The 20,212-nt window shown below is 72.4% G+C and carries 20 protein-coding genes; 7 read left to right on the forward strand and 13 right to left on the reverse strand.

Translation table 11 applies throughout. The features are described from left to right. Positions 1–146: 146 nt before the first annotated feature. Positions 147–1,811, reverse strand: coding sequence for a fumarate hydratase (locus tag ACSMX9_RS19820; protein ID WP_445395676.1), 1,665 nt, complete (start codon positions 1,809–1,811; stop codon positions 147–149). A gap of 210 nt (positions 1,812–2,021) precedes the next feature. Here ACSMX9_RS19820 and ACSMX9_RS19825 point away from each other — a divergent pair, with 210 nt between their 5' ends. Continuing rightward, on the forward strand, positions 2,022–2,726 hold the full coding sequence (locus ACSMX9_RS19825) for a DUF1707 SHOCT-like domain-containing protein (RefSeq protein WP_445395678.1): 705 nt from the start codon (positions 2,022–2,024) through the stop codon (positions 2,724–2,726). 187 nt (positions 2,727–2,913) lie between these two features. Continuing rightward, on the forward strand, positions 2,914–3,285 hold the full coding sequence (locus ACSMX9_RS19830) for a WhiB family transcriptional regulator (protein ID WP_351240709.1): 372 nt from the start codon (positions 2,914–2,916) through the stop codon (positions 3,283–3,285). Positions 3,286–3,409: 124 nt separating this feature from the next. On the opposite strand, the gene glpX is transcribed toward ACSMX9_RS19830, so the two are convergent. Next, entirely contained in the window at positions 3,410–4,444 is a 1,035-nt protein-coding gene (gene glpX, locus ACSMX9_RS19835; protein WP_366117333.1) for a class II fructose-bisphosphatase, read from the reverse strand. Between the two features lie 179 nt (positions 4,445–4,623). On the opposite strand from glpX, the gene ACSMX9_RS19840 reads away from it, so the two are divergent. Continuing rightward, positions 4,624–5,151, forward strand: coding sequence for a DUF4245 domain-containing protein (locus ACSMX9_RS19840; protein ID WP_445395680.1), 528 nt, complete (start codon positions 4,624–4,626; stop codon positions 5,149–5,151). A gap of 86 nt (positions 5,152–5,237) precedes the next feature. Here ACSMX9_RS19840 and ACSMX9_RS19845 read toward each other — a convergent pair whose 3' ends face one another. The 4 genes from ACSMX9_RS19845 to ACSMX9_RS19860 all read right to left on the reverse strand — a co-directional run bounded on the left by ACSMX9_RS19845 (position 5,238) and on the right by ACSMX9_RS19860 (position 9,028). Then, positions 5,238–5,825 carry a malonic semialdehyde reductase gene (locus tag ACSMX9_RS19845; RefSeq protein ID WP_445395682.1) on the reverse strand — a complete coding sequence of 196 codons (588 nt, stop codon included), beginning with the start codon at positions 5,823–5,825 and terminating at the stop codon, positions 5,238–5,240. A gap of 157 nt (positions 5,826–5,982) precedes the next feature. Next, positions 5,983–6,204: an exodeoxyribonuclease VII small subunit gene (locus ACSMX9_RS19850; protein ID WP_351240717.1), complete on the reverse strand. Its 222-nt coding sequence runs from the start codon at positions 6,202–6,204 to the stop codon at positions 5,983–5,985. Positions 6,205–6,271: 67 nt separating this feature from the next. Then, positions 6,272–7,510 (reverse strand): exodeoxyribonuclease VII large subunit, encoded by a 1,239-nt coding sequence (gene xseA / locus ACSMX9_RS19855; RefSeq protein WP_445395684.1) that lies wholly within the window; start codon positions 7,508–7,510, stop codon positions 6,272–6,274. 120 nt (positions 7,511–7,630) lie between these two features. Continuing rightward, positions 7,631–9,028 carry an APC family permease gene (locus tag ACSMX9_RS19860; protein WP_445395686.1) on the reverse strand — a complete coding sequence of 466 codons (1,398 nt, stop codon included), beginning with the start codon at positions 9,026–9,028 and terminating at the stop codon, positions 7,631–7,633. A 120-nt stretch (positions 9,029–9,148) separates the two neighbouring features. Between ACSMX9_RS19860 and ACSMX9_RS19865 the strand changes: the two genes are divergently transcribed. The 4 genes from ACSMX9_RS19865 (at position 9,149) to ychF (ending at position 13,053) form a co-directional block, all read left to right on the forward strand. Further along, positions 9,149–10,165 carry a 4-hydroxy-3-methylbut-2-enyl diphosphate reductase gene (locus tag ACSMX9_RS19865; protein ID WP_366117337.1) on the forward strand — a complete coding sequence of 339 codons (1,017 nt, stop codon included), beginning with the start codon at positions 9,149–9,151 and terminating at the stop codon, positions 10,163–10,165. A gap of 70 nt (positions 10,166–10,235) precedes the next feature. Then, on the forward strand, positions 10,236–10,997 hold the full coding sequence (gene ppgK, locus ACSMX9_RS19870) for a polyphosphate--glucose phosphotransferase (RefSeq protein WP_351240725.1): 762 nt from the start codon (positions 10,236–10,238) through the stop codon (positions 10,995–10,997). Positions 10,998–11,140: 143 nt separating this feature from the next. Further along, on the forward strand, positions 11,141–11,833 hold the full coding sequence (locus ACSMX9_RS19875; RefSeq protein ID WP_445395688.1) for a DUF6542 domain-containing protein: 693 nt from the start codon (positions 11,141–11,143) through the stop codon (positions 11,831–11,833). 131 nt (positions 11,834–11,964) lie between these two features. Beyond that, positions 11,965–13,053, forward strand: coding sequence for a redox-regulated ATPase YchF (gene ychF, locus ACSMX9_RS19880; protein ID WP_366117339.1), 1,089 nt, complete (start codon positions 11,965–11,967; stop codon positions 13,051–13,053). 133 nt (positions 13,054–13,186) lie between these two features. Here the strand turns inward: ychF and ACSMX9_RS19885 are convergent, their stop codons facing one another. The 7 genes from ACSMX9_RS19885 to ACSMX9_RS19915 form a co-directional block, all read right to left on the reverse strand. After that, entirely contained in the window at positions 13,187–13,450 is a 264-nt protein-coding gene (locus ACSMX9_RS19885) for a type II toxin-antitoxin system RelE family toxin (RefSeq protein ID WP_445395690.1), read from the reverse strand. Continuing rightward, complete coding sequence (locus tag ACSMX9_RS19890) at positions 13,443–13,712, reverse strand: type II toxin-antitoxin system Phd/YefM family antitoxin (protein WP_007266282.1); 270 nt, start codon at positions 13,710–13,712, stop codon at positions 13,443–13,445. The genes ACSMX9_RS19885 and ACSMX9_RS19890 overlap by 8 nt, the downstream gene beginning before the upstream one ends. Positions 13,713–14,080: 368 nt before the next feature. After that, positions 14,081–15,367 carry an IS701 family transposase gene (locus ACSMX9_RS19895; protein ID WP_445395692.1) on the reverse strand — a complete coding sequence of 429 codons (1,287 nt, stop codon included), beginning with the start codon at positions 15,365–15,367 and terminating at the stop codon, positions 14,081–14,083. Between the two features lie 1,346 nt (positions 15,368–16,713). Then, on the reverse strand, positions 16,714–17,133 hold the full coding sequence (locus ACSMX9_RS19900) for an isochorismatase family protein (RefSeq protein WP_445395694.1): 420 nt from the start codon (positions 17,131–17,133) through the stop codon (positions 16,714–16,716). A gap of 22 nt (positions 17,134–17,155) precedes the next feature. Continuing rightward, entirely contained in the window at positions 17,156–17,956 is an 801-nt protein-coding gene (locus ACSMX9_RS19905; protein ID WP_445395696.1) for a 2,3-dihydro-2,3-dihydroxybenzoate dehydrogenase, read from the reverse strand. Beyond that, complete coding sequence (locus ACSMX9_RS19910; RefSeq protein WP_445395698.1) at positions 17,953–19,155, reverse strand: 3-deoxy-7-phosphoheptulonate synthase; 1,203 nt, start codon at positions 19,153–19,155, stop codon at positions 17,953–17,955. Before ACSMX9_RS19910 ends, ACSMX9_RS19905 begins: the two co-directional genes overlap by 4 nt. Positions 19,156–19,459: 304 nt before the next feature. Further along, the gene (locus ACSMX9_RS19915) at positions 19,460–20,128 is read right to left on the reverse strand and encodes a flavodoxin family protein (protein ID WP_445395700.1); all 669 of its coding nucleotides are present in this window, start codon (positions 20,126–20,128) and stop codon (positions 19,460–19,462) included. Positions 20,129–20,212 lie beyond the last annotated feature (84 nt).

The following is a 20,212-nucleotide window of genomic DNA, read 5'->3' on the forward strand; positions in this document are numbered from 1 at the left end:
GGGTTCTCCCGTTGGGTGAGCGGCTGCTCGTCCCCCGCTATTCCCCTCCTGGCGCGTTCCGTCCCTTACGTCCCGGCCGTCAGGGTGTCCGCGCACCGCCCCCGGCGCGGGGCGCGTCGGGGGCGGTGCGGACGGCGGGGATCCGGCTACAGCCCGGGGCCCCGGACCGGGATGCTGGTGAAGGTGGGGGCGGGGGCGGGGTCCTTGAAGAAGTCGTTGCCCTTGTCGTCCACCACGATGAAGGCGGGGAAGTCCTCGACCTCGATGCGCCAGACCGCCTCCATGCCCAGCTCCTCGTACTCCACCACCTCGACCTTCTTGATGCAGTCCTGGGCGAGGCGGGCGGCCGGGCCGCCGATGGAGCCGAGGTAGAAGCCGCCGTGGGCGCCGCAGGCGTCGGTGACCTGCTGCGAGCGGTTGCCCTTGGCCAGCATGACCTTGGAGCCGCCCGCGGCCTGGAACTGCTCGACGTAGCTGTCCATGCGGCCGGCGGTGGTGGGGCCGAAGGAGCCGGAGGCGTAGCCCTCGGGGGTCTTGGCGGGGCCCGCGTAGTAGACGGGGTGGTCGCGCAGGTACTGCGGCACGCCCTCGCCCGCGTCCAGCCGCTCCTTGATCTTGGCGTGGGCGATGTCCCGGGCCACGACCAGCGGGCCGGAGAGCGACAGCCGGGTCTTGACCGGGTACTTGGTCAGCTCGGCGAGGATGTCGTCCATCGGCTGGTTGAGGTCGATGCGGACCACGTCACCGGACTCCGCCAGGTGCGCCTCGGTGGTGTCGGGCAGGAACCGCGCCGGGTCGGTCTCCAGCTGCTCCAGGAACACGCCCTCCGCGGTGATCTTCGCGACGGCCTGTCGGTCGGCCGAGCAGGAGACGGCGATGGCGACCGGCAGCGAGGCGCCGTGCCGCGGCAGCCGCACCACGCGCACGTCGTGGCAGAAGTACTTGCCGCCGAACTGCGCGCCGATGCCGATGCGCTGGGTCAGCTCGAAGACCTTCTGCTCCAGCTCCTCGTCCCGGAAGCCGTGGCCCAGCGGCGAGCCCTCGGAGGGCAGCTCGTCCAGGTAGTGGGCGGAGGCGTACTTGGCGGTCTTCAGCGCGAACTCGGCGGAGGTGCCGCCGACCACGATGGCCAGGTGGTAGGGCGGGCAGGCGGCCGTACCGAGGGAACGGATCTTCTCCTCCAGGAACTTCATCATGGAGGTCTCGTTCAGGACGGCCTTGGTCTCCTGGTACAGGAACGACTTGTTGGCCGAGCCGCCGCCCTTCGCCATGAACAGGAACTTGTACGCCCCGCCGTCGGTCGCGTACAGCTCGATCTGCGCGGGCAGGTTGGAGCCGGTGTTCTTCTCCTCCCACATGGTCAGCGGGGCCATCTGGGAGTACCGCAGGTTCAGCTTGGTGTACGCGTCGTAGATGCCCCGGGAGAGGGCCTCCTCGTCGCGGCCCCCGGTGAGGACGTTCTGCCCGCGCTTGCCCATGACGATGGCCGTGCCGGTGTCCTGGCACATGGGGAGCACCCCGGCGGCGGCGATGTTCGCGTTCTTCAGCAGGTCCAGCGCCACGAACTTGTCGTTGGCGGAGGCGGCCGGGTCGTCGATGATCCGCCGGAGCTGGGCGAGGTGCGCGGGGCGCAGGTAGTGCTGGATGTCGTGGATCGCCTCGGCGGCCAGCTTGCGCAGCGCCTCCGGCTCCACCTTCAGGAACGTGCGCCCGTCCGCCTCGAAGGTGGACACCCCCTCGGCGGTCACCAGGCGGTACGGCGTGGTGTCCTCTCCCAGGGGGAGCAGATCGGAGTACGCAAACTCTGGCATGGCGCCCATTCCTCACTCAGCGGCTCTGAGCGCCCCCTTCCGTCGGCGGCGCACCGTTCAGCGTAATCCGCGGCCCCGGGCAACCCGTCCGGGGGTGGAGGCGTCCGTGTCCTTGCCGGTGCACGTCCTCCGCGGTCTCCGCAGGTCCGTGCCGTTCCGGGCACGTCACCCCCCTGGTCGCGATCTATCGCGTCTGGGTAACCTGGCGTGGTGGACCTCGAAAAGCGCCCCGCCGCCCAGGAAACGACCCCGTCGACGCCCGTGGGCCTGCGCGCCTCGGACGCCGATCGCGACCGGGTCGCCGACATCCTCCGGGAGGCGCTCGCGGAGGGGCGCCTGACCGCCGAGGAGCACGCGGAGCGCGTGGAGGGGGTGTACCGGGCCAAGACGGTGGCAGAACTGGAGCCCTACGTCCGGGACCTGCCCGCGGCCCCGGACGCACCGTTCGCCCCCGGGACGCCGGTGCACCCGGTTCCCTCCCGGCCCGCCGCGGGTTCGATCCCGCCCGCCCCGGACGAGAACCTCGTGGCGGTGTTCAGCAGCAGCAGTCGGCGCGGCCGTTGGCGGGTCTCGCTGCGGACGCACGCCTACGCGATCTTCGGGACCGTCGAGATCGATCTGAGCGAGGCGGTGTTCGAGCACCCGCACATCGCGATCAAAGCGGTCAGCATCTTCGGCAACGTCGAGATCCTCGTGCCGGAGAACGTCTCCCTGCGCGGCAACGGGGGCGGCGTGCTGGGCAACTTCGAGGTGGACACCCTCGACTCCACGGAGGCGGGCGCGCCCGTGGTCTACGTGGACGGCATCTCCGTGCTCGGCAACATCGAGGCGAAGGCCCGCAAGGGGAAGCGCCTGGTCAACGCCCTGAAGTCGGTCGGCGCTTCGGATCGGTTGCGCAAGCACCTCGGTCTCTGACGCCCCGCCCCGGCGGCGCGGACCCGGGAGCGCGACCCGGCTGGAAACGGCGGCGACCGATGGCTGGAAACAGGGTGGAGGTGTCCGAGAACGGCCCTCGGCGGGGACTCAGTGCATAGGAGCACGCACAGCGGGTAGGGCTTGCTGCATCGCCGCTCCCTCGCGAAGTCGTCGTCAGGAGTAGATCGTGCTGCATCCGCCGCATCAGAACCTGCAGGTCGCCGACGTTCCACCGCAGCGGCAGCCAGCACAGGATCGGGATCAGGACTCCCCGTGGCACACGGAGGCGGTGTGTCGGCGGGACGAGGCGGGGCTCTTCTTCGCGCCGTCCAAGGAGCCCACGGCGGCCAGGCTCGCCCGGGAGGAAGCCGCGAAGCGGGTGTGCGCGCGGTGTCCGGTGATGATCGAGTGCCGTGATCACGCACTGCTCCAGCCCGAGCCGTACGGGGTGTGGGGCGGGCTGACCGCCGCCGAGCGCCGGGTGGTGCTCGCCCGCAAGCGGCGGCGCGAGATGGAGTTGCAGAAGACGGCCCGGGGCCCCGTCGCGGCGGCCGGCTGACCGTGCGGCCCCGCTCCTGACCTCGTACACGTGTACGTACGAACGACGGGGGTGCCCTTCCGCACAGCAGGGCGCCCCCGTCGTCGTACCGGGAGCCACGGCCGTAGCCGTGGTGGTACGGGGGTTACTTCGCGCGGTCGAAGTCGATGGCGCTGTACGCGCGCAGCTTCGCCAACCGGTGCACCGAGTCGATCTGACGGATGGTGCCGGACTTGGAGCGCATCACCAGGGACGAGGTCGTCGCCGTCTCGGAGCGGTAGCGCACCCCGCGCAGCAGTTCGCCGTCGGTGATGCCGGTGGCCACGAAGAACACGTTGTCGCCGGAGACCAGGTCGTCGGTGTACAGCACCCGGTCGAGGTCGTGCCCGGCGGCGATCGCCCGCTCGCGCTCCTCCTCGTCGCGGGGCCACAACTTGCCCTGGATGGTGCCGCCCAGGCACTTCATCGCACAGGCCGAGATGATGCCCTCGGGGGTGCCGCCGATGCCGAGCAGCAGGTCCACCCCGGTGCCCTCGCGGACGGCGAGCACCGAGCCCGCCACGTCACCGTCCGAGATCAGCTTGATCCGGGCGCCCGTCTCCCGGATCTCCTTGATGATGCCCTCGTGGCGCGGCCGGTCCAGGATGACCACGGTCACGTCCTCGGGCGAGGAGCGCTTGGCCTTGGCGACCCGGCGGACGTTCACGGCCACCGGGGCGTCGATGTCCACGAAGTCGGCGGCCTCGGGGCCGGTCACCAGCTTGTCCATGTAGAACACGGCGGACGGGTCGAACATCGCGCCCCGGTCCGCGGCGGCGAGCACCGCCACCGCGTTGGGCATGCCCTTGGCGGTGAGCGAGGTCCCGTCGATCGGGTCGACGGCGATGTCGCACTCGGCGCCGGTGCCGTCGCCGACCCGCTCGCCGTTGAAGAGCATCGGGGCCTCGTCCTTCTCGCCCTCCCCGATGACGACGACGCCGTCCATCGAGACGGTGGAGACGAGGGCCCGCATGGCCCGCACGGCCGCGCCGTCGGCGCCGTTCTTGTCGCCGCGCCCGACCCAGCGGCCCGCGGCCATGGCCGCGGCCTCGGTCACCCGGACGAGTTCCAGGGCCAGGTTGCGGTCCGGAGCCTCGGCGGGGACTTCGAGTTCGGTCGGAAGTTGGTGGTGTTCGGTCATCGAGGCGCACCTTTCTGATACGACGACGGCCGGATGAGGGTGGTCCGACTCTATCCGCAGGTCACCACTAATGAGCAGGGGGGTCCACGCATGAGCACCCGAGCGCCCTCGGGAGGCCTGCTCGCCACCGGTGCGGGGTCGGTGCCGTGACCGGGGAGGGCACCTGCGACGATGGGCGGGTGGCAGGAAACAGCCGGCTCGGCAAGCAGAACGTACGGAACATGATGCTGTCCCTCTCGGTGACGGTGCTCCTCGCGGGATTCGTGTGGCTGTTCCTCCCCCACGACGGGGACCGGGACCCGGTGCTCAAGCCGGTCGACTACCGCGTCGAGCTGATCACCGCCCGCCGGGCCGCGCCCTATCCGGTGGTCGCGCCGCAGGGGCTCTCCGAGGAGTGGAAGCCCACCTCCGTGCGCTACCGGGGGGCCGAGTCCGCCCACTGGCACCTCGGCTTCCGCACGCCGGACGAGAAGTACGTGGCCGTGGAGCAGTCCACCGAGAAGCCGAGCGCCTTCGTGGACCGGGTCACCCGCGGCGCGAGGGACACCGGCGCCGCCCAGGACGTCGACGGCCGGGCCTGGCAGAAGTTCGAGGGCGAGCGGTACGACGCCCTGGTGCGCACCGAGGACGGGGCCACCACGGTGGTCATGGGCTCCGCCTCCTTCACCCGGCTGACGATGATGGCGCAGGCGCTCGGCACCGGCTGAGTGCCTCACCCCAGCATGCGCGAACGGGGCCCGGCGGACATCCGCCGGGCCCCGTTCGGGTGGTGCGGGGCGAGCCCCGACCCTGCTCAGACCGTGGTGACGACCTGTGCGAAGTCGAGTCGCGGGGAGCGCGGGTACCAGGCGTCCGGGCCGGGGCGGCCGATGTTGACCACCATCAGCGGGGTGTGGTCGGCGTCCAGGAACTCCTGCTGCACGCCTGCGGGGTCGAAGCCCGTCATCGGGCCGGCGGCGAGGCCGGCGGCGCGGACGCCGATGATGAAGTACGCGGCCTGGAGCGCGGCGTTGATCCCCGCGCTGCCCTCGCGGACCGGACGGTCCGCGAAGAAGTCCTTCGCCTGCGGGAAGTGGGGGAGCAGTGCCGGCAACTCCTCGTGGAACTCGTTGTCCGCGGCGAGGACCGCGACCAGCGGGGCGGTACCGGTCTTCGCGCGGTTGCCCTCCGACATGTGGGGGAGCAGCCGGGCGCGGGCCTCGGCGGAGCGGACCAGGACCACCCGCAGCGGGGACTGGTTGAAGGCGGTCGGGCCGAACTTGACCAGGTCGTAGATCGCCTGCACCTGCTCCTCGGTCACCGGGTCGTCGGTGAAGGTGTTCGCGGTGCGGGCCTCGCGGAAGAGGAGGTCCTGGGCAGTGGGGTCCAGTACGAGAGACATGTAAACCTTCGCAAACGGGGTGGAGGGTCAGCGTGGGGCGACCCTCCCGGAATCGGGGACAGCTTAGCCCGTTGAGATTGAACTTTCAACAATCATCGGACCGTGACGACCCGCGACCCTCCGTCCCCGCGCCCGTGCGCCCGCCCCCGCGCGGCGGTCAGGACCCGCCCGGGCCGTCCTCCTCGGCCAGCGCCGCGTCCAGTCGGGCCCGTGCGCCCTCCAGCCAGCGGCGACACACCCGGGCCAGCTCCTCGCCCCGCTCCCACAGGGCGAGCGACTCCTCCAGGGGGATGCCGCCGGTCTCCAACCGGCGCACCACCTCGATCAACTCGTCCCTGGCCTGCTCGTACCCGAGCCCGCTCCCGTCCGTCCCGCTCATCGCCCCACCTCGTGCTCCCGTGTCGTCCGCATCATCCGCCCGTCCGTCCTCCCGGCCCGTGCCCGTCTCACCCGTCGGCATCCGCCGTCCCGTCCGGCCCGGAGGTGACCCGCACCGACAGCTCGCCCTCGGCGACCCGGGCCCGCAGCACCGCCCCGTCCGGCGCCTCGCGCGGCGTCCGCACCACCTGGCCGTCCGCCCGCTGGAGCACCGCGTACCCCCGCTCCAGCGTCGCGGCGGGGGAGAGGGACACCACCCGTGCGTGGGTGTGCGTCACCTCCGACAGACCGCGGTCCAACAGATGCCCCAGGGTCCGCCGTGACCGGTCCAGCAGGGCCGTGACCTGCGCCTCCCGCTCCTCGACCATCCGGTGCGGATCCTCCATCACCGGGCGTCGCAGGGCATGGGCGAGCCCCCGCTCCTCCCGCTCGACGAACGCCCCGACCGCCCGCCTGGCCCGGTCCCGCAACATCCGGACCCGCTCCGCCTCCTCGCCCACGTCCGGCACCACCTTCTTCGCCGCGTCCGTGGGCGTGGACGCCCGCAGATCGGCCACCAGGTCCAACAGCGGCCGGTCCGGCTCGTGCCCGATCGCCGACACCACCGGCGTCCGGCACGCGGCCACCGCCCGGACCAGCTCCTCGTCCGAGAACGGCAACAGGTCCTCCACGCTGCCGCCGCCCCGGGCCACCACGATCACGTCGACCTCGTCCCGCGCGTCCAGCTCCTGGACCGCCCGCACCACCTGGGGCACCGCGTGCACCCCCTGCACCGGGACGTTGCGCACCTCGAAGCGCACCGCCGGCCAACGGTGCCGGGCGTTCTCCAACACGTCCCGCTCGGCCGCCGACGCCCGCCCGCACACCAGCCCGATCAGCTGCGGCAGGAACGGCAGCGGCCGCTTGCGGTCCGCCGCGAACAGCCCCTCCGCGGCCAGCGACTTCCGCAACCGCTCCAGCCGCACCAGCAACTCGCCCGTGCCGACCGGGCGCAGCTCCGTCGCCCGCAGCGAGAGCTGACCCCGCGGCGCGTACCACTCCGGCTTGGCCAGCACCACCACCCGCGCCCCCTCCGCGACCACGTCCGCCACCGCGTCGAAGACCTGACGGAAGCAGGTGACCCCGACCGACACGTCGTGCGAGGGGTCCCGCAGGGTCAGGAACACCACCCCGGCCCCCGGCCGGCGCGAGATCTGGGTGATCTGGCCCTCCACCCAGACCGCGCCCAAGCGGTCGATCCACCCGCCGATCAGACGGGACACATCGCCGACGGGCAGCGGGTTCTCCGCGGACGTGGTGACAGCCATGCGCCGAGCGTATCGGCACCCGCCGACACCGGCCGCGCCCCGCTCCGGGTCGGGTCGGGTCGGTCCCGGGCCCAGCGCCCGGAAGCGGTCGACGGAGGCGGGAGCCCGCGCCCACCGGTGCTACCCGACGACCCCCGGGCCGGCTCCGGACCCCGCACCGTCCGGGCGCCCCCGCTGCACCCACAGCACCACCAGGCCCACCGCCAACCACACCGCGCCCACCAGCTGCGCGACGCCCGAGGCCTCCACGATCACCGCGACCGTCACCGCCGCCCCCAGCACCGGCACCAGCAGGTGCCGCCACCACACCACCGGCCCGCCGTGCCGTCGCACCACGAACCAGCCGACGACACTGGCGTGCAGCAGGGTGAACGCCGCCAACGCCCCCACGTCCACCACCGACACCAGCCGGTCCAGCCCGTCGTCCCGCCGCGCCGCCCACACCGCGGCGACCAAGGTGATCACCGCCGCCACCACCAGGGCCACCCGCGGCGTCCCGCCCCCGGTGCGGGCCAAGCCCCGCGGCAGCCGACGGTCCCGGGCCATCGCGAACAGCAGCCGCCCCGCCGCCGCCTGCCCGGCCAGGGCCGCGAACGCCGCACCGATCGCCTTGCTCACCGCCACCAGATCGTGCAGCCACGTCCCCACCGACGCGTCCACCGCGTCGTAGAAGGCCGCCCCCTGACGCCCCGGCTCCGCCGCCAGCTCCGCCGAGGAGACCGGCTGGAGCAGCGCCGCCAGGTACGTCTGCGCCACGAACAGCGTCCCCGCCACCACCAGGCACACCAGCACCGCCCGCGCCACCTTCGCCGAACCCCCGGTGACCTCCTCCGCGAACGAGGCGATCGCATCGAACCCCAGGTACGACAGCACCGCCACCGACACCGCGCCCAGCACCGCCGAGAACGCGAAACCGGTGTCCCCCGCGAACGGCGACCACCACCCCCGTTGCGCCCCGTCCCGGACCAGCACCACCACCGCGGCCACCACGAACACCGCGAGGACCACGATCTCCATCGCCAGCACCGCGAACCCCACCCGGGCCGCCGCCCGCACCCCCCACAGGTTCAACAGGGTGGTCACCACCACCGCGAGCGCCGTCCACACCCACTGCGACACCTCCGGGACCAACGCGTTCATCGCGATTCCGGAGAACAGGTACGCCACCGCGGGGATCAACAGGTAGTCGAGCATCGCCATCCACCCGGCGACGAACCCGGCCCCCGGCCCGAGCCCCGCCCGTGCGTACGCGAACACCGAACCCGCCTGCGGCACCACCCGCACCATCTGCGCGTAGCTGTACGCCGTGAACGCCATGGCCACCGTCGCCACCGCGTAGACCAGCGCGACCGCCCCGTGCGACCGGGCGTCCAGGGCCCCGAACACCCCGACCGGAGCCATCGGGGCGATGAACAGCAGCCCGTACACCACCAGGTCCCGGAAGCCGAGGGTCCGCCGCAGTCCATGCTCCGCGCCCGGCGCCTCCCGTCCTCCGCCCGCCGCACCGTCCGTGGCCATCGCACCGCCTCCGTCGCACCGAACGCCCGGAGCGGTCGACCCCCGTGCGCGCGGGGCCGTGCTCCGGCACGCCCAGTCTCCCGAAGCGGGCGCTCCGCGACCTGTCGGACGGGCCGTACGATGGTCCACATGACTGCTTCGCCAGCCCGCCGGGTCCTGCTCGCCGCCCCCCGTGGGTACTGCGCCGGTGTGGACCGGGCCGTGATCGCCGTCGAGAAGGCCCTGGAGCAGTACGGGGCCCCGATCTACGTCCGGCACGAAATCGTCCACAACAAGTACGTCGTCCAGACCCTGGAGCGGAAGGGCGCCATCTTCGTCGAGAAGACGGCCGAGGTACCTCCGGGCTCGATCGTCATGTTCTCGGCGCACGGCGTCGCCCCCGTGGTGCACGACGAGGCCGCCCAGGGCCGACTCGCCACCATCGACGCCACCTGCCCCCTGGTGACCAAGGTCCACAAGGAGGCGATCCGGTTCGCCCAGGAGGACTACGACATCCTCCTCATCGGACACGAGGGCCACGAGGAGGTCATCGGCACCTCCGGCGAGGCGCCCGACCACATCACCCTGGTCGACGGCCCCGAGGACGTCGCCAAGGTCGAGGTGCGCGACCCGTCCAAGGTGGTCTGGCTCTCCCAGACCACCCTCTCGGTCGACGAGACCATGGAGACCGTGGACGCCCTGAAGGACAAGTTCCCGCAGCTCATCTCGCCGCCCAGCGACGACATCTGCTACGCCACCCAGAACCGTCAGGTCGCCGTCAAGCAGATGGGCGCCGAATCCGACCTGGTCATCGTGGTCGGCTCGCGCAACTCCTCCAACTCCAAGCGGCTCGTCGAGGTGGCCCTCCAGGCCGGCGCCCGTGCCTCGTACCTGGTCGACTTCGCCAGCGAGATCGAGGAGGCGTGGCTGGACGGCGTCACCACGGTCGGCCTCACCTCCGGCGCCTCGGTGCCCGAGGTCCTGGTCGAGGAAGTGCTCGCCTGGCTCGCGGTGCGCGGCTTCGAGGACGTGGAACTGGTCAAGACCGCTGACGAATCGATCACCTTCTCCCTGCCGAAGGAACTCCGCCGGGACCTGCGTGCGGAGGCCGCTTCCCTGGTCAACGAGGGTGCGGAGGCCCGGCGACCCACCGTGTGACGGACGAGTCGGTGGCCGGGAGCAGTCATTCGGTGAGTGGCCCGCGCCCGCGGGCCGTACCGTAGGCCGCATGGAGATCTTCGGTGTGGACATCGGCGGCTCGGGCATCAAGGGCGCGCCCGTGGACCTGGACCGTGGCGACCTCGCGACCGAGCGGCACAAGGTCCTGACCCCGCAGCCCGCGACCCCGGACGCGGTGGCGGACGGCGTACGCGAGGTGGTGCAGCAGTTCGACTGGAAGGGCCCCGTCGGCATCACCTACCCCGGGGTGATCACCGACGGAGCCACCGTCCGCACGGCCGCCAACGTCGACAAGGGCTGGATCGGCGTCGACGCGCGGGCCCTGCTCTCCGAGCGGCTCGGCCTGCCGGTGACCGTGCTGAACGACGCGGACGCCGCCGGGGTCGCCGAGATGCGCTTCGGCGCCGGCCGGGGACGGGGCGGCACCGTGCTGCTGCTCACCTTCGGCACCGGCATCGGCAGCGCCCTGTTCCACGACGGGGTCCTCATCCCCAACTCCGAGCTGGGCCACCTGGAACTGCGCGGCCAGATCGCCGAGAAGCACACCTCCACCAAGGCCAAGGACGACCACGACCTGAGCTGGGAGCACTGGGCCCGCCGGGTCCAGCGGTACCTGTCCCACCTGGAGCTGCTGTTCTCGCCGGAGCTGTTCATCATCGGCGGCGGGGTCAGCCGCAAGGCCCACAAGTTCCTGCCGCTGATCGAGGGCATCCGCGCGGAGGTCGTCCCCGCGCACCTGGAGAACAACGCGGGCATCGTCGGAGCGGCCATGCGGGCCGCCGAGGTGGAAGCTGAACGGCGCACCGGTTGATTCCGCCCCGGCCCGGCGGGTGCACCCGCCGGGCCGGCACCGCGTCGGACGTGATGCCGCGCACCCTCGAACACACCCTCAAGGTCGACTCAAGGGCGTGTCCCGCTGGCCTCTCAGCACATAACCCGACCTAAGTTGGACCAGTGGAACAACCCAGGACGCGTCCCCCGCAGAACCGCTCGCGGCGCCCCGCGCCGCTCCCGCCCCAGGCGGGTCCGCACGGCCGCGGGGCCACCGCCCGCGGGCGGACCGGCGGCGGGCCGCCCCGTCGCCCCGTGCCCCTGGTCCGCCGGGTGCGCGCCCTGCCCAACCCGCGGCTGACCGGACTCGGCGGCGGCCTGTTCTGCATCGTCTCGATGGCCCTGTTGGGCGGCCTCGCCCAGGTCCTGTTCGACGGCTCCACGACCGTGTACGGGGTGCTGTTCCTCCTGCTCAGCGCGCTCACCGCGGTGTGGGTGCGCCCGGCGGAGCTGATCGCCGCACCGGTCTGCGTGCCCATCGCGTTCGCCGTGGGCGCCGTTCCCCTCGCCGAGGGCTCGGGCCCCGCGGCCCGGGCCATGGGGGTCTTCACCGTCCTCGCCCTGCACGCGGACTGGCTGTACGGGGGCACCCTGCTCGCGGGGCTGGTCGTGACCGTGCGCAAGGCCCGGCAGCTGGCCCGCCGGGCCGCGGCGGTCCGCGCCGCGAGGGCCGAACGCTCCGCCGCCCCGCCCGCCGGCAGGGCCCCGGCACCGCCGCGCTCCGCCGCTCCGCCGAGGGCCCGCCGCACCCCGGCGGGCCGGGGCGGCCGGCCCGCCCCGCAGCGCGCCCCCGGCCCCCGGCGCCGCACGGTCTGAGCCGGCGCCCGCCACCCCGTCGGCCGGGCGCGACACCCCGTAGACTGTGGGATCGGCCCGCGCACCGGGACCCCGCCGGGGACCGGGAGACCAGGCCCTCCACCCACGCCTCTCGTACGGGAAGTCGCAACGTGTCGCTCACGATCGGAATCGTCGGTCTGCCCAACGTCGGCAAGTCGACCCTGTTCAACGCCCTGACCAAGAACGACGTGCTGGCGGCCAACTACCCGTTCGCCACGATCGAGCCGAACGTCGGCGTGGTCGGCGTCCCCGACCCCCGGCTCGGCAAGCTGGCCGAGGTCTTCTCCTCGCAGCGCCAGCTCCCGGCGACCGTCGACTTCGTCGACATCGCGGGCATCGTCCGCGGCGCCAGCGAGGGCGAGGGCCTGGGCAACAAGTTCCTCGCCAACATCCGCGAGTCCGACGCGATCTGCCAGGTCATCCGGGCGTTCAAGGACGAGAACGTCGTGCACGTCGACGGCAAGGTCTCGCCGAAGGACGACATCGAGACGATCAACACCGAGCTGATCCTCGCCGACCTCCAGACCATCGAGAAGGTCCTGCCCCGGCTCCAGAAGGAGTCCCGGATCAAGAAGGACGTCCTGCCGAAGGTCAAGGCCGTCGAGGCCGCCCAGGAGATCCTGGAGTCGGGGCAGACCCTGTTCGCCGCGGGCATCCGCCAGGGCACCGAGGCCGCCGAGCCGCTGCACGACCTGCACCTGCTCACCACCAAGCCGTTCCTGTACGTCTTCAACGTGGACGAGGACGAGCTGACCGACGAGGCCTTCAAGGACGAGCAGCGCGCCCTGGTCGCCCCCGCCGAGGCGATCTTCCTGAACGCCAAGCTGGAGGCGGACCTCGCGGAGCTGGACGAGGAGGAGGCCCTCGAACTCCTCCAGTCCGTCGGCCAGGAGGAGCCCGGCCTGGCCACCCTCGCCCGGGTCGGCTTCGCCACCCTGGGCCTCCAGACCTATCTGACGGCCGGCCCGAAGGAGGCCCGCGCCTGGACCATCAAGAAGGGCGCGACCGCTCCCGAGGCCGCCGGGGTGATCCACACGGACTTCCAGAAGGGCTTCATCAAGGCCGAGGTCATCTCCTTCGAGGACCTGGTCGAGACCGGCTCGGTCGCCGAGGCCCGCGCGAAGGGCAAGGCCCGCATGGAGGGCAAGGAGTACGTGATGCAGGACGGGGACGTGGTGGAGTTCCGTTTCAATGTGTGATCGCGCGCATACTGCACGTTAGGCGTTGAGTCAAACGCGCAAGTCAGAAGGGGTCGGGCTCTGTCGAGTCCGACCCCTTCGTCATCACCGTGCTGGATGGATGCTGGATATTCTGACGTGTGGTCAGCAGCAATCAGGTGTCGTAAACGGTGGACCGGTGGCCCACGTGAACGACCCAGACCACCAGTTCCCCGTTGTCGATCGCGTAGACGACGCGGTAGTCGCCGACCCGCAGTCGGCGGCGATCTGGCTGGGAAACGAGTGCGGTGGTGTTGAAGCCGAGCGGGTCGCTTTCCAGTTCGGTCAGTTTGGCCAGGATGCGCAGCGCCATGTCGCGAGGGATCTTCCGAAGTTCGGCCTGCGCCTCGGGGCGGAAGACGGTTCGGTACTCACTCACTGCGCGCCAGCGTCTCCCTCATGATGTCCTCGATCGGGATGCCGGGTGCGGGGTTTGCCATGCGCTCGTCGATGATCCGATTGATTTCGCGCTCTTCCCACTCCTGGTACTTGCGCAGCACCTCGATGGAGACGACTGCGGCGACTTCCTTGCCGCGGCGCGTGATCACCGTGGGTACATCGTCGCGGTCCGCGCGCTCCACGACCTCCGCCAGGTGGGCGCGCACGTCACGGATGGACTCTATGGGCAGCGGCTGCGTCATGCGCTCAAGCGTACCGAGTGTCCTATGTGTACACAATGGTGGGGGCGGAGCGGGCCTCTGTGTTGTGGCTGCGCGTGCTGGATGTGCTGGATGAACCCACACTGTGTTGGATCGGTGCTGGATACTCTCTCCCAGAGGAGCGTTTCCACAGGTCAGAGCGTTGCGTATGACGTTCCGGTCCAACGTGTAGCCGGTCCGTGCCGTACGTGCGGAACCGAGGCGGACGTGCACGTCGGAAGGGGTCGGGCTCCAGGGGAGTCCGGCCCCTTCGGGGTCTGCTCCCCTCGGGCCGGTGCGCGTGCCGGGTGGCCCGCCCCGTCGGAGGGCGGGCACCCGAAGGGGAGGTGCCCGCGCTCGTCGCGGGCGGGTCAGCCCGGGGAGACCGAGCGCTGCGCGGGGGTGCGGGGGAGGGTGCGGGCGCGGGCGGGTCGGGGGGCATCGAGGCCGCGTTCGGCCCGTTCGGCGGCCAGGTAGGCCACCGAGGCCAGGGTGACGTGGCGATGCCACCCCGCGAACGAACGGCCGACGAAGTCCCGGATGCCCACGCGATCGGCGCGCGCGACGCCGTGCCGCTCCACCTGACGGCTGAGCCCGATGAGGTGCACCAGGGCGGCATGGTCAGCCGTCGTCATATCGGAGAGCCAGAGTTCGTCCGGCCACCGGATGCCGCCGCGGCCCACCCCGAGTAGGAGCAGGTCCCGACTGTCGCGGGCCCGTTCGGCGGTGTCGAACGCGACCGGAAGGCGGACCCGTACGGCGGCGACGAGTTCGACGGTGCCCGGGTCGGAGGGGGCGATCCGCGGCACCTGCCTGCGGTGGCTCTTGGCGAACTGGGCGATCTGCGCCGCCTGGAGCGGGTTCTCGCCCCAACCGGGCAGCGCCGGATCGTCGGGCAGCAGCCAGGTGTCACTCGCGATCCGGGTGAGGTGGGGCAGGCCCGCCGCGGTGAGTCGGCTCACCATCTTGATGCCGTCGAGTCGTTCCGCGTTCAGGATCACCGGCCGTTGCGGGAGGCGCATCCGGGCGGCGGTCTCCCGGTAGGCGCTCACCATCGAGTCCTCCGGGGCCGGGTCCGGTGCGGCCGCGCGGACGGAGGACGGCAGGGCGTCCGGGCGACCGGTGCGGTGCAGTCGCGAGGGCAGGTGCAGCCACCAGTTCAGCGGACTCGCGGAGTGCGGGGACACCCCCCAGACCCCGATCGCCTGCTGTGCGGTGACGGCCTGGCCGTGCTCCGAGGAGAACGTGCGGGTCACGCCGACGGAGTGGGTCCCCGACTTGGGGATGACCATGGGGTGCAGGACACAGGCCCGGGGCGGCTGCCGGCGAACCAGGTGGCGGCCCAGCGCCTCCCGCATCGGGTTCCACTCCCAGGTGGAGTCGTTGATGAAGTGGTGCAGCCCCTGGTCGTTGACCTCGTCGCCGAGGTAGGCGGCGATGTTCCGCACCGACTTCCTGCCGGAGGCGCCCAGGAGCCCGCGCAGGTACATCAGGCACTTGCGCCGCTGGTCCGCTCGGGGGAGTGCGCTGAACACCACCGGTGACAACTCCGCCAGGGCCCGGTCGATGGCGACCTGACGCGTCGGGTCGGGAACGGACCGGTGCACGGTGCCGTGCTGCGCGCGGAGTTGCGTGGACTCTTCTTTCGTCAGATGCATACCACTCCTCCTGTCATGCGGTGCACTGAATTCCAGGGGCGGTCGGCCGCGGGTTTCTGCGGCGGGCCGTGCGGACGCGGCCCGTTGGTGAAGGGCTGGGGTGAAGGGCTGGGGATTCCGGGGGCGTGCGGGGGTGGGAATTGCGGCACTCGGAAAGGGGAATCGGGCGACTTCCCCGCAGGGGGATTCCGGGCGGGGAACGGGTGGGCGCCCCGCGGCGGCGCCGCGGGGCGCCGTGGCGTGCAGCGGGCCCGTACGGACGGGAGGGCGGTCGCTCGACGGCGCGCCCCCGGTCGGGGGGCGGCGGTCGGTGAGCGCGCCGTCCCCCCGACCGCGGGCGCGGGGTGCCGTGCTCGGGTGCGGGTGGGCGCCGGACGGGCGGGGGCGTCCGCCGGGCGGGCACGGGGGCTTGCCGGACCGGCGGGTGGGGGTGGTGGTCGGGTCACCCCGGCAGGGGATTCCTAGGGGGTGGGGGGTGATCCCCGCCGGTGGCCGGGGCGCGGACCGGAAGGGGGGCGGCGTCCCTCGACGGTCGAGGGCAGGAGGGACTCCGGGCCTCGCCCGGGAACGTCGCCACGAGCTCTCGGGCGAAACGTTTCCGCTCGGTCCGTTCCCGTCGTGTGCCGTGCTCCTGCATGAATCCCCCAGTGTTCCGATCCCGCACGGAGTGGTCGAAGTGCGGGGTGCGGGATCGGTGCCCGTCGCGGGAAATGCGCGGGTGGCTTCGATTTCGGTCGGGTAGATGTATGACTTCTTGAAGTCAAACGCACGGGCCATATGCGGCGCAAGTGGGGTCGCCGGTCAGCTGGTCATGAGCAAGGTCAGACCTGTCATCTGCGCAGCATTTTCTGCGGAACCGGTAATGAACTCGGAGAACGACGAGGTGGGGCGCCCTTTCCGCAGCGCCGGTTCCCGCACCGGCACGGCGCGGACGTGGGCGGACGGGGCGGCGGGGGCGGTGCGGTGCGTCCGGCGCTCCGAGGGCCGCTCCCGGGAAGGGCGGGGCCGGCCGAGCGCCACGGAGCGGCCGTGGGCGCGTCCCCCGCAGCGGGCCGCGCCCACGGCCGCTGACCTCATCAGTCAGCTTCGGTCATCACTGGTCATCTCCGGTTGGCGAGATGACCGGAGGAGTGACCGGAACATCAGGACCTGACCCGGGGCGTGTCGGACCGCGAGGACGCCTCCGCCCGGCTGAGCCCGTTCCCCCGGCGACCTCCGTGACCGGGCCCGCGGCAGCTCAGCCGTGCGCGACCTGACCGGCCGTCGTACCGGCCGCCCCCCCCGGGAGGCGTCGGGGGCGGGGCCGGGTGGTGCTGACGACCGACGGGGTGCCGCGGCCCGTCCGGTCAGGCCCGGGCGGGCCGCGGCACGCCGGTGAGGACGTCGGCCAACAGGGTGTCGAGGACCCGCACGCCGCCGCGGGTGAGCACCGACTCGGGATGGAACTGCACTCCGGCGAAGTGCGTTCCCCGCAGGGCGTGCACGTCGCCGGTGTTCAGCAGACCCCGCTGCTGCGGGGTCATGCTGCCGGGCTGGGCGGTGAACGCGACGGGCATGCCGAGGCGTGCGCAGCCGTCCCGGAGCAGGGCGACGTTCTCCACCGGCTCCCGGCGCTGGGCGGGGGCGAAGGGCCGCAGGAAGTACTCCTGCACGTCGTGCACGAGGAGCGCCGCACGGTCCGGACGCACCGTCCACCGGGCGGTGTTGGGGGGCAGGTCGGCTTCGCCGGGCAGTGGGTAGCCGGCGATCCGGGGAATCCCGGACATGGTTGGTCCTCTCAGGTCGGGCTCAGGCGCCCAGGGCGGCGCCGCCGTCCACGGTCAGGTGGTGCAGGGTGATGTGCCCGGCCCGGTCGGAGAGCAGGAACAGCACCGCGTCCGCGACGTCCTCGGGCTGTGCCGTCCTGCCGAGCGGGACTCCCACCCGGAAGGCGTCGGGGTCGCCGCGCAGGGTCCGGGTGCGCCCCTCCTCGTCCCGCCACATCGACCAGAGCATCGGGGTCTCGGTCGACCCGGGTGCCACCACGTTGCACCGGATGCCGTACCGGGCGACCTCCAGGCCGAGCGACTTGGTGAACATGGCCGCCGCAGCCTTGGACGCGCCGTAGCCGGCCATCTCCGCCCGCGGGGTCGTGGCCGCGTTCGAGGCGATGGTGACCAGCGCGCCCCGGCGGCGCGGCACCATCCGGTCCACCACGGCGCGGGACACGTGGAACACCCCGCCCGCGTTCACCGCGAACATGTCCGCCCAGTCGCGGGCGCTGGTCTCGCGCACCGGCCCGGTCCGCAGCAGCCCGGCGGAGTTGACCAGGTACCCGATGGGCCCCACCCGCTCCTCCACCGCCGCCACGACCGCCCCCACCGAGGCGGGGTCCGTAACGTCGGCCGGGTGGGCCGTCACCGGAAGGCCGGCGCGGCGCAGCCCGTCGACGCGTGCGTGCAGCACGTCGGCCTCGCGGTCCACGGCGGCGACCCGGGTGCCCCGGCCGGCCAGGGCGCGGACCACGGCGAGTCCGATGCCGCCGGCGGCCCCGGTCACGAGGGCCACCTCCTCGCCCCCCGGGTCGGTGTCCGGTCCCCGCGGTGTCACCGCGGTCGTCCTTCCGCCGCGCGGTGCGGCGCGGACGGGTCGCCCTCGCCCCAGACGCTCAGCACCTCGACCGCCTGCTCGACGGTGAGCCGGGGGTCGCACAGGCTCGTGTAGTCCTTCTCGACCAGGTCGACCTCCCGCTCGTCGCGCACGCACTCGGTGACCCGGTCCGGAGTGGTCTCCAGGTGGACGCCGCCGGGGAAGGCCCCGGCGGCGAGCAGCACCGCACGGAACTCGCGCACCTCGCTCCGGAGGGTCCGCAGGTAACGGGTCTTGCGCCCGCCGGGCGTGACGACGGTGTTGCCGTGCATGGGGTCGGTCATCCACACCACCGGGTGTCCCGCGGAACGCACCGCGGCCACCAGCCCGGGGAGCCTCTGCGACACCGTTCCGGCGCCCATCCGGACGATCAGGGTCAGACGCCCCGGGCGGCGGTCGGGGTCGAGGACGGCGCACAGCCGCAGGAGTTCGGCGGCCTCGATGCGCGGGCCGATCTTGACGGCCACCGGGTTGACCACCTGCGCCAGCAACCGCACGTGGGGGCCGTCCGGTTGCCGGGTGCGCTCCCCGATCCACGGCCAGTGGGTGGAGGCGAGCAGCAGTTCGCCGTCGCCGGTGGCCCGGACCAGCGGGAGTTCGTAGTCCAGCACCAGGGCCTCGTGGCTCGTCCACACCGGGCGTTCCACGCGGGTCGGGTGCCCCCAGCCGAGCCCGGTCAGGATGTCGCCGGCAGCCCGGTACCCGCTCATCAGGCGCAGGGGGTCCGGGGCCCGTTCCTCCGGGCCCGGGCCGTTGACCAGGTGGCCGCGGAAGACCGCGAGTTCCGTGCCGTTCCGGGTCTCCGTCGGCCGGGAGCGGGGCTTGGCGAACTGGCCCGCGATCCGCCCCACCCGCACCACCGGCCGGCGTCCCCCCAGCTTGAGGGTGCCGGCGAGGACGTCCAGCACCGCGGCCTTCCGGGCCACCGCCGCGGTGCCGCACTCCGCCGGGTCCTCGGCGCAGTCCCCGGCCTGCACGACCTCGGCGGCCCCGGCACTGACCAGGGCCAACTGCGCGTGCAGGACGCGCACGTCGGCGGCGTGGACGAGGCCGGGGCGGGCGGCCAGGAGACCCCGCACCCGCCGCACCTGTTCCCGGTCCTCCCAGGCGGGCTGTTGTCGTGCTTCTTCCATCGGGACCGATAGCAATTCCCTGGTCAATTCCTGCTCCAGTTTTTTCGCGTGGCGCTCCACGGGCGGCGGTGGCGTTTTTTCGCCCCTACCGGATTCGGGCGATCGACGTGCTCGGGTGACGTGGGAGACGAGCGGGTGACGACGGCCCAACCCTGACGCGGGGAAGCGGGGTCGAACAGGGTGCGGTGGTCCGGTTCGTCAGGTCAGCGAATGTCTGTCAATTCCACGCGACCGGCCGAAAGCGGCCGACGTCGAGGGCGGTGGACCACGGAGAAGGGAATTGCGCGGCGCGGTCGTGACGGCGACGGGAACGATGCGTCGCCGCCCCGGCTCAGACGTCCAGGCCGAAGGTGCGCAGCCGTTCGTCGCTCACCATGGCGATCTTCGGTTCGGGGCGCAGGCCCCGGACCAGCGCGCCGGCCACCTGGAGCGTGCGCAGGGTCTGGTACTCGATCGCGTCCAGGTTGTCCTCGGTGACGCTGTTCGCCTCGTGCCGGGAGATGGTGCCGGTGCCGTACGGCGCGCCGTTCCCCGGTTGGTGCAGCACGGCGGCGGCCGAGCCGTTCGGCACGATCACCGCGCCCCAGTGGCAGAAGGCGTTGTGCAGGGCGAGGATCGCGGCCTGTTGGCCCGCGTGCGGCATCGAGCCGGAGGCGAAGGCGGACACCGCCTTGTTCATCAGCCGGCCCGGGATGGCCACCGGCCCGGTGTGGTCGATGAAGTTCATGATCTGTGGGGCGGGCAGGCCGTAGTGGACCGGCGTCCCGACCATGATGGCGTCGGCCCACACCAGGTCCTCCAGCGCGGCCTGAGGGACGTCGGCCGTGTCCGCGTTCAGCGCGTCGTAGGCCGGGCGGTCCAGGACCATCGGGTCGGGCAGTTCGGCTGCCTTGCGCACCCGGACCTCGGCGCCCGCCTCCAGTGCCGTCTTCGCGGCCTTCTCCACGAGCTGGTAGGTGTTTCCGCTACGGGAATGGAAGAGCAGCGTGAGATGGGTCAAGGGAAACACTCCTTGTCGACCTGTGCGGACGGGACGGCGTGCCACGAGCAACAGCAGCATGCAGGTTCCGGAATGGTGCAAACA

The sequence above is a fragment of the Streptomyces sp. LE64 genome, from assembly GCF_052606915.1.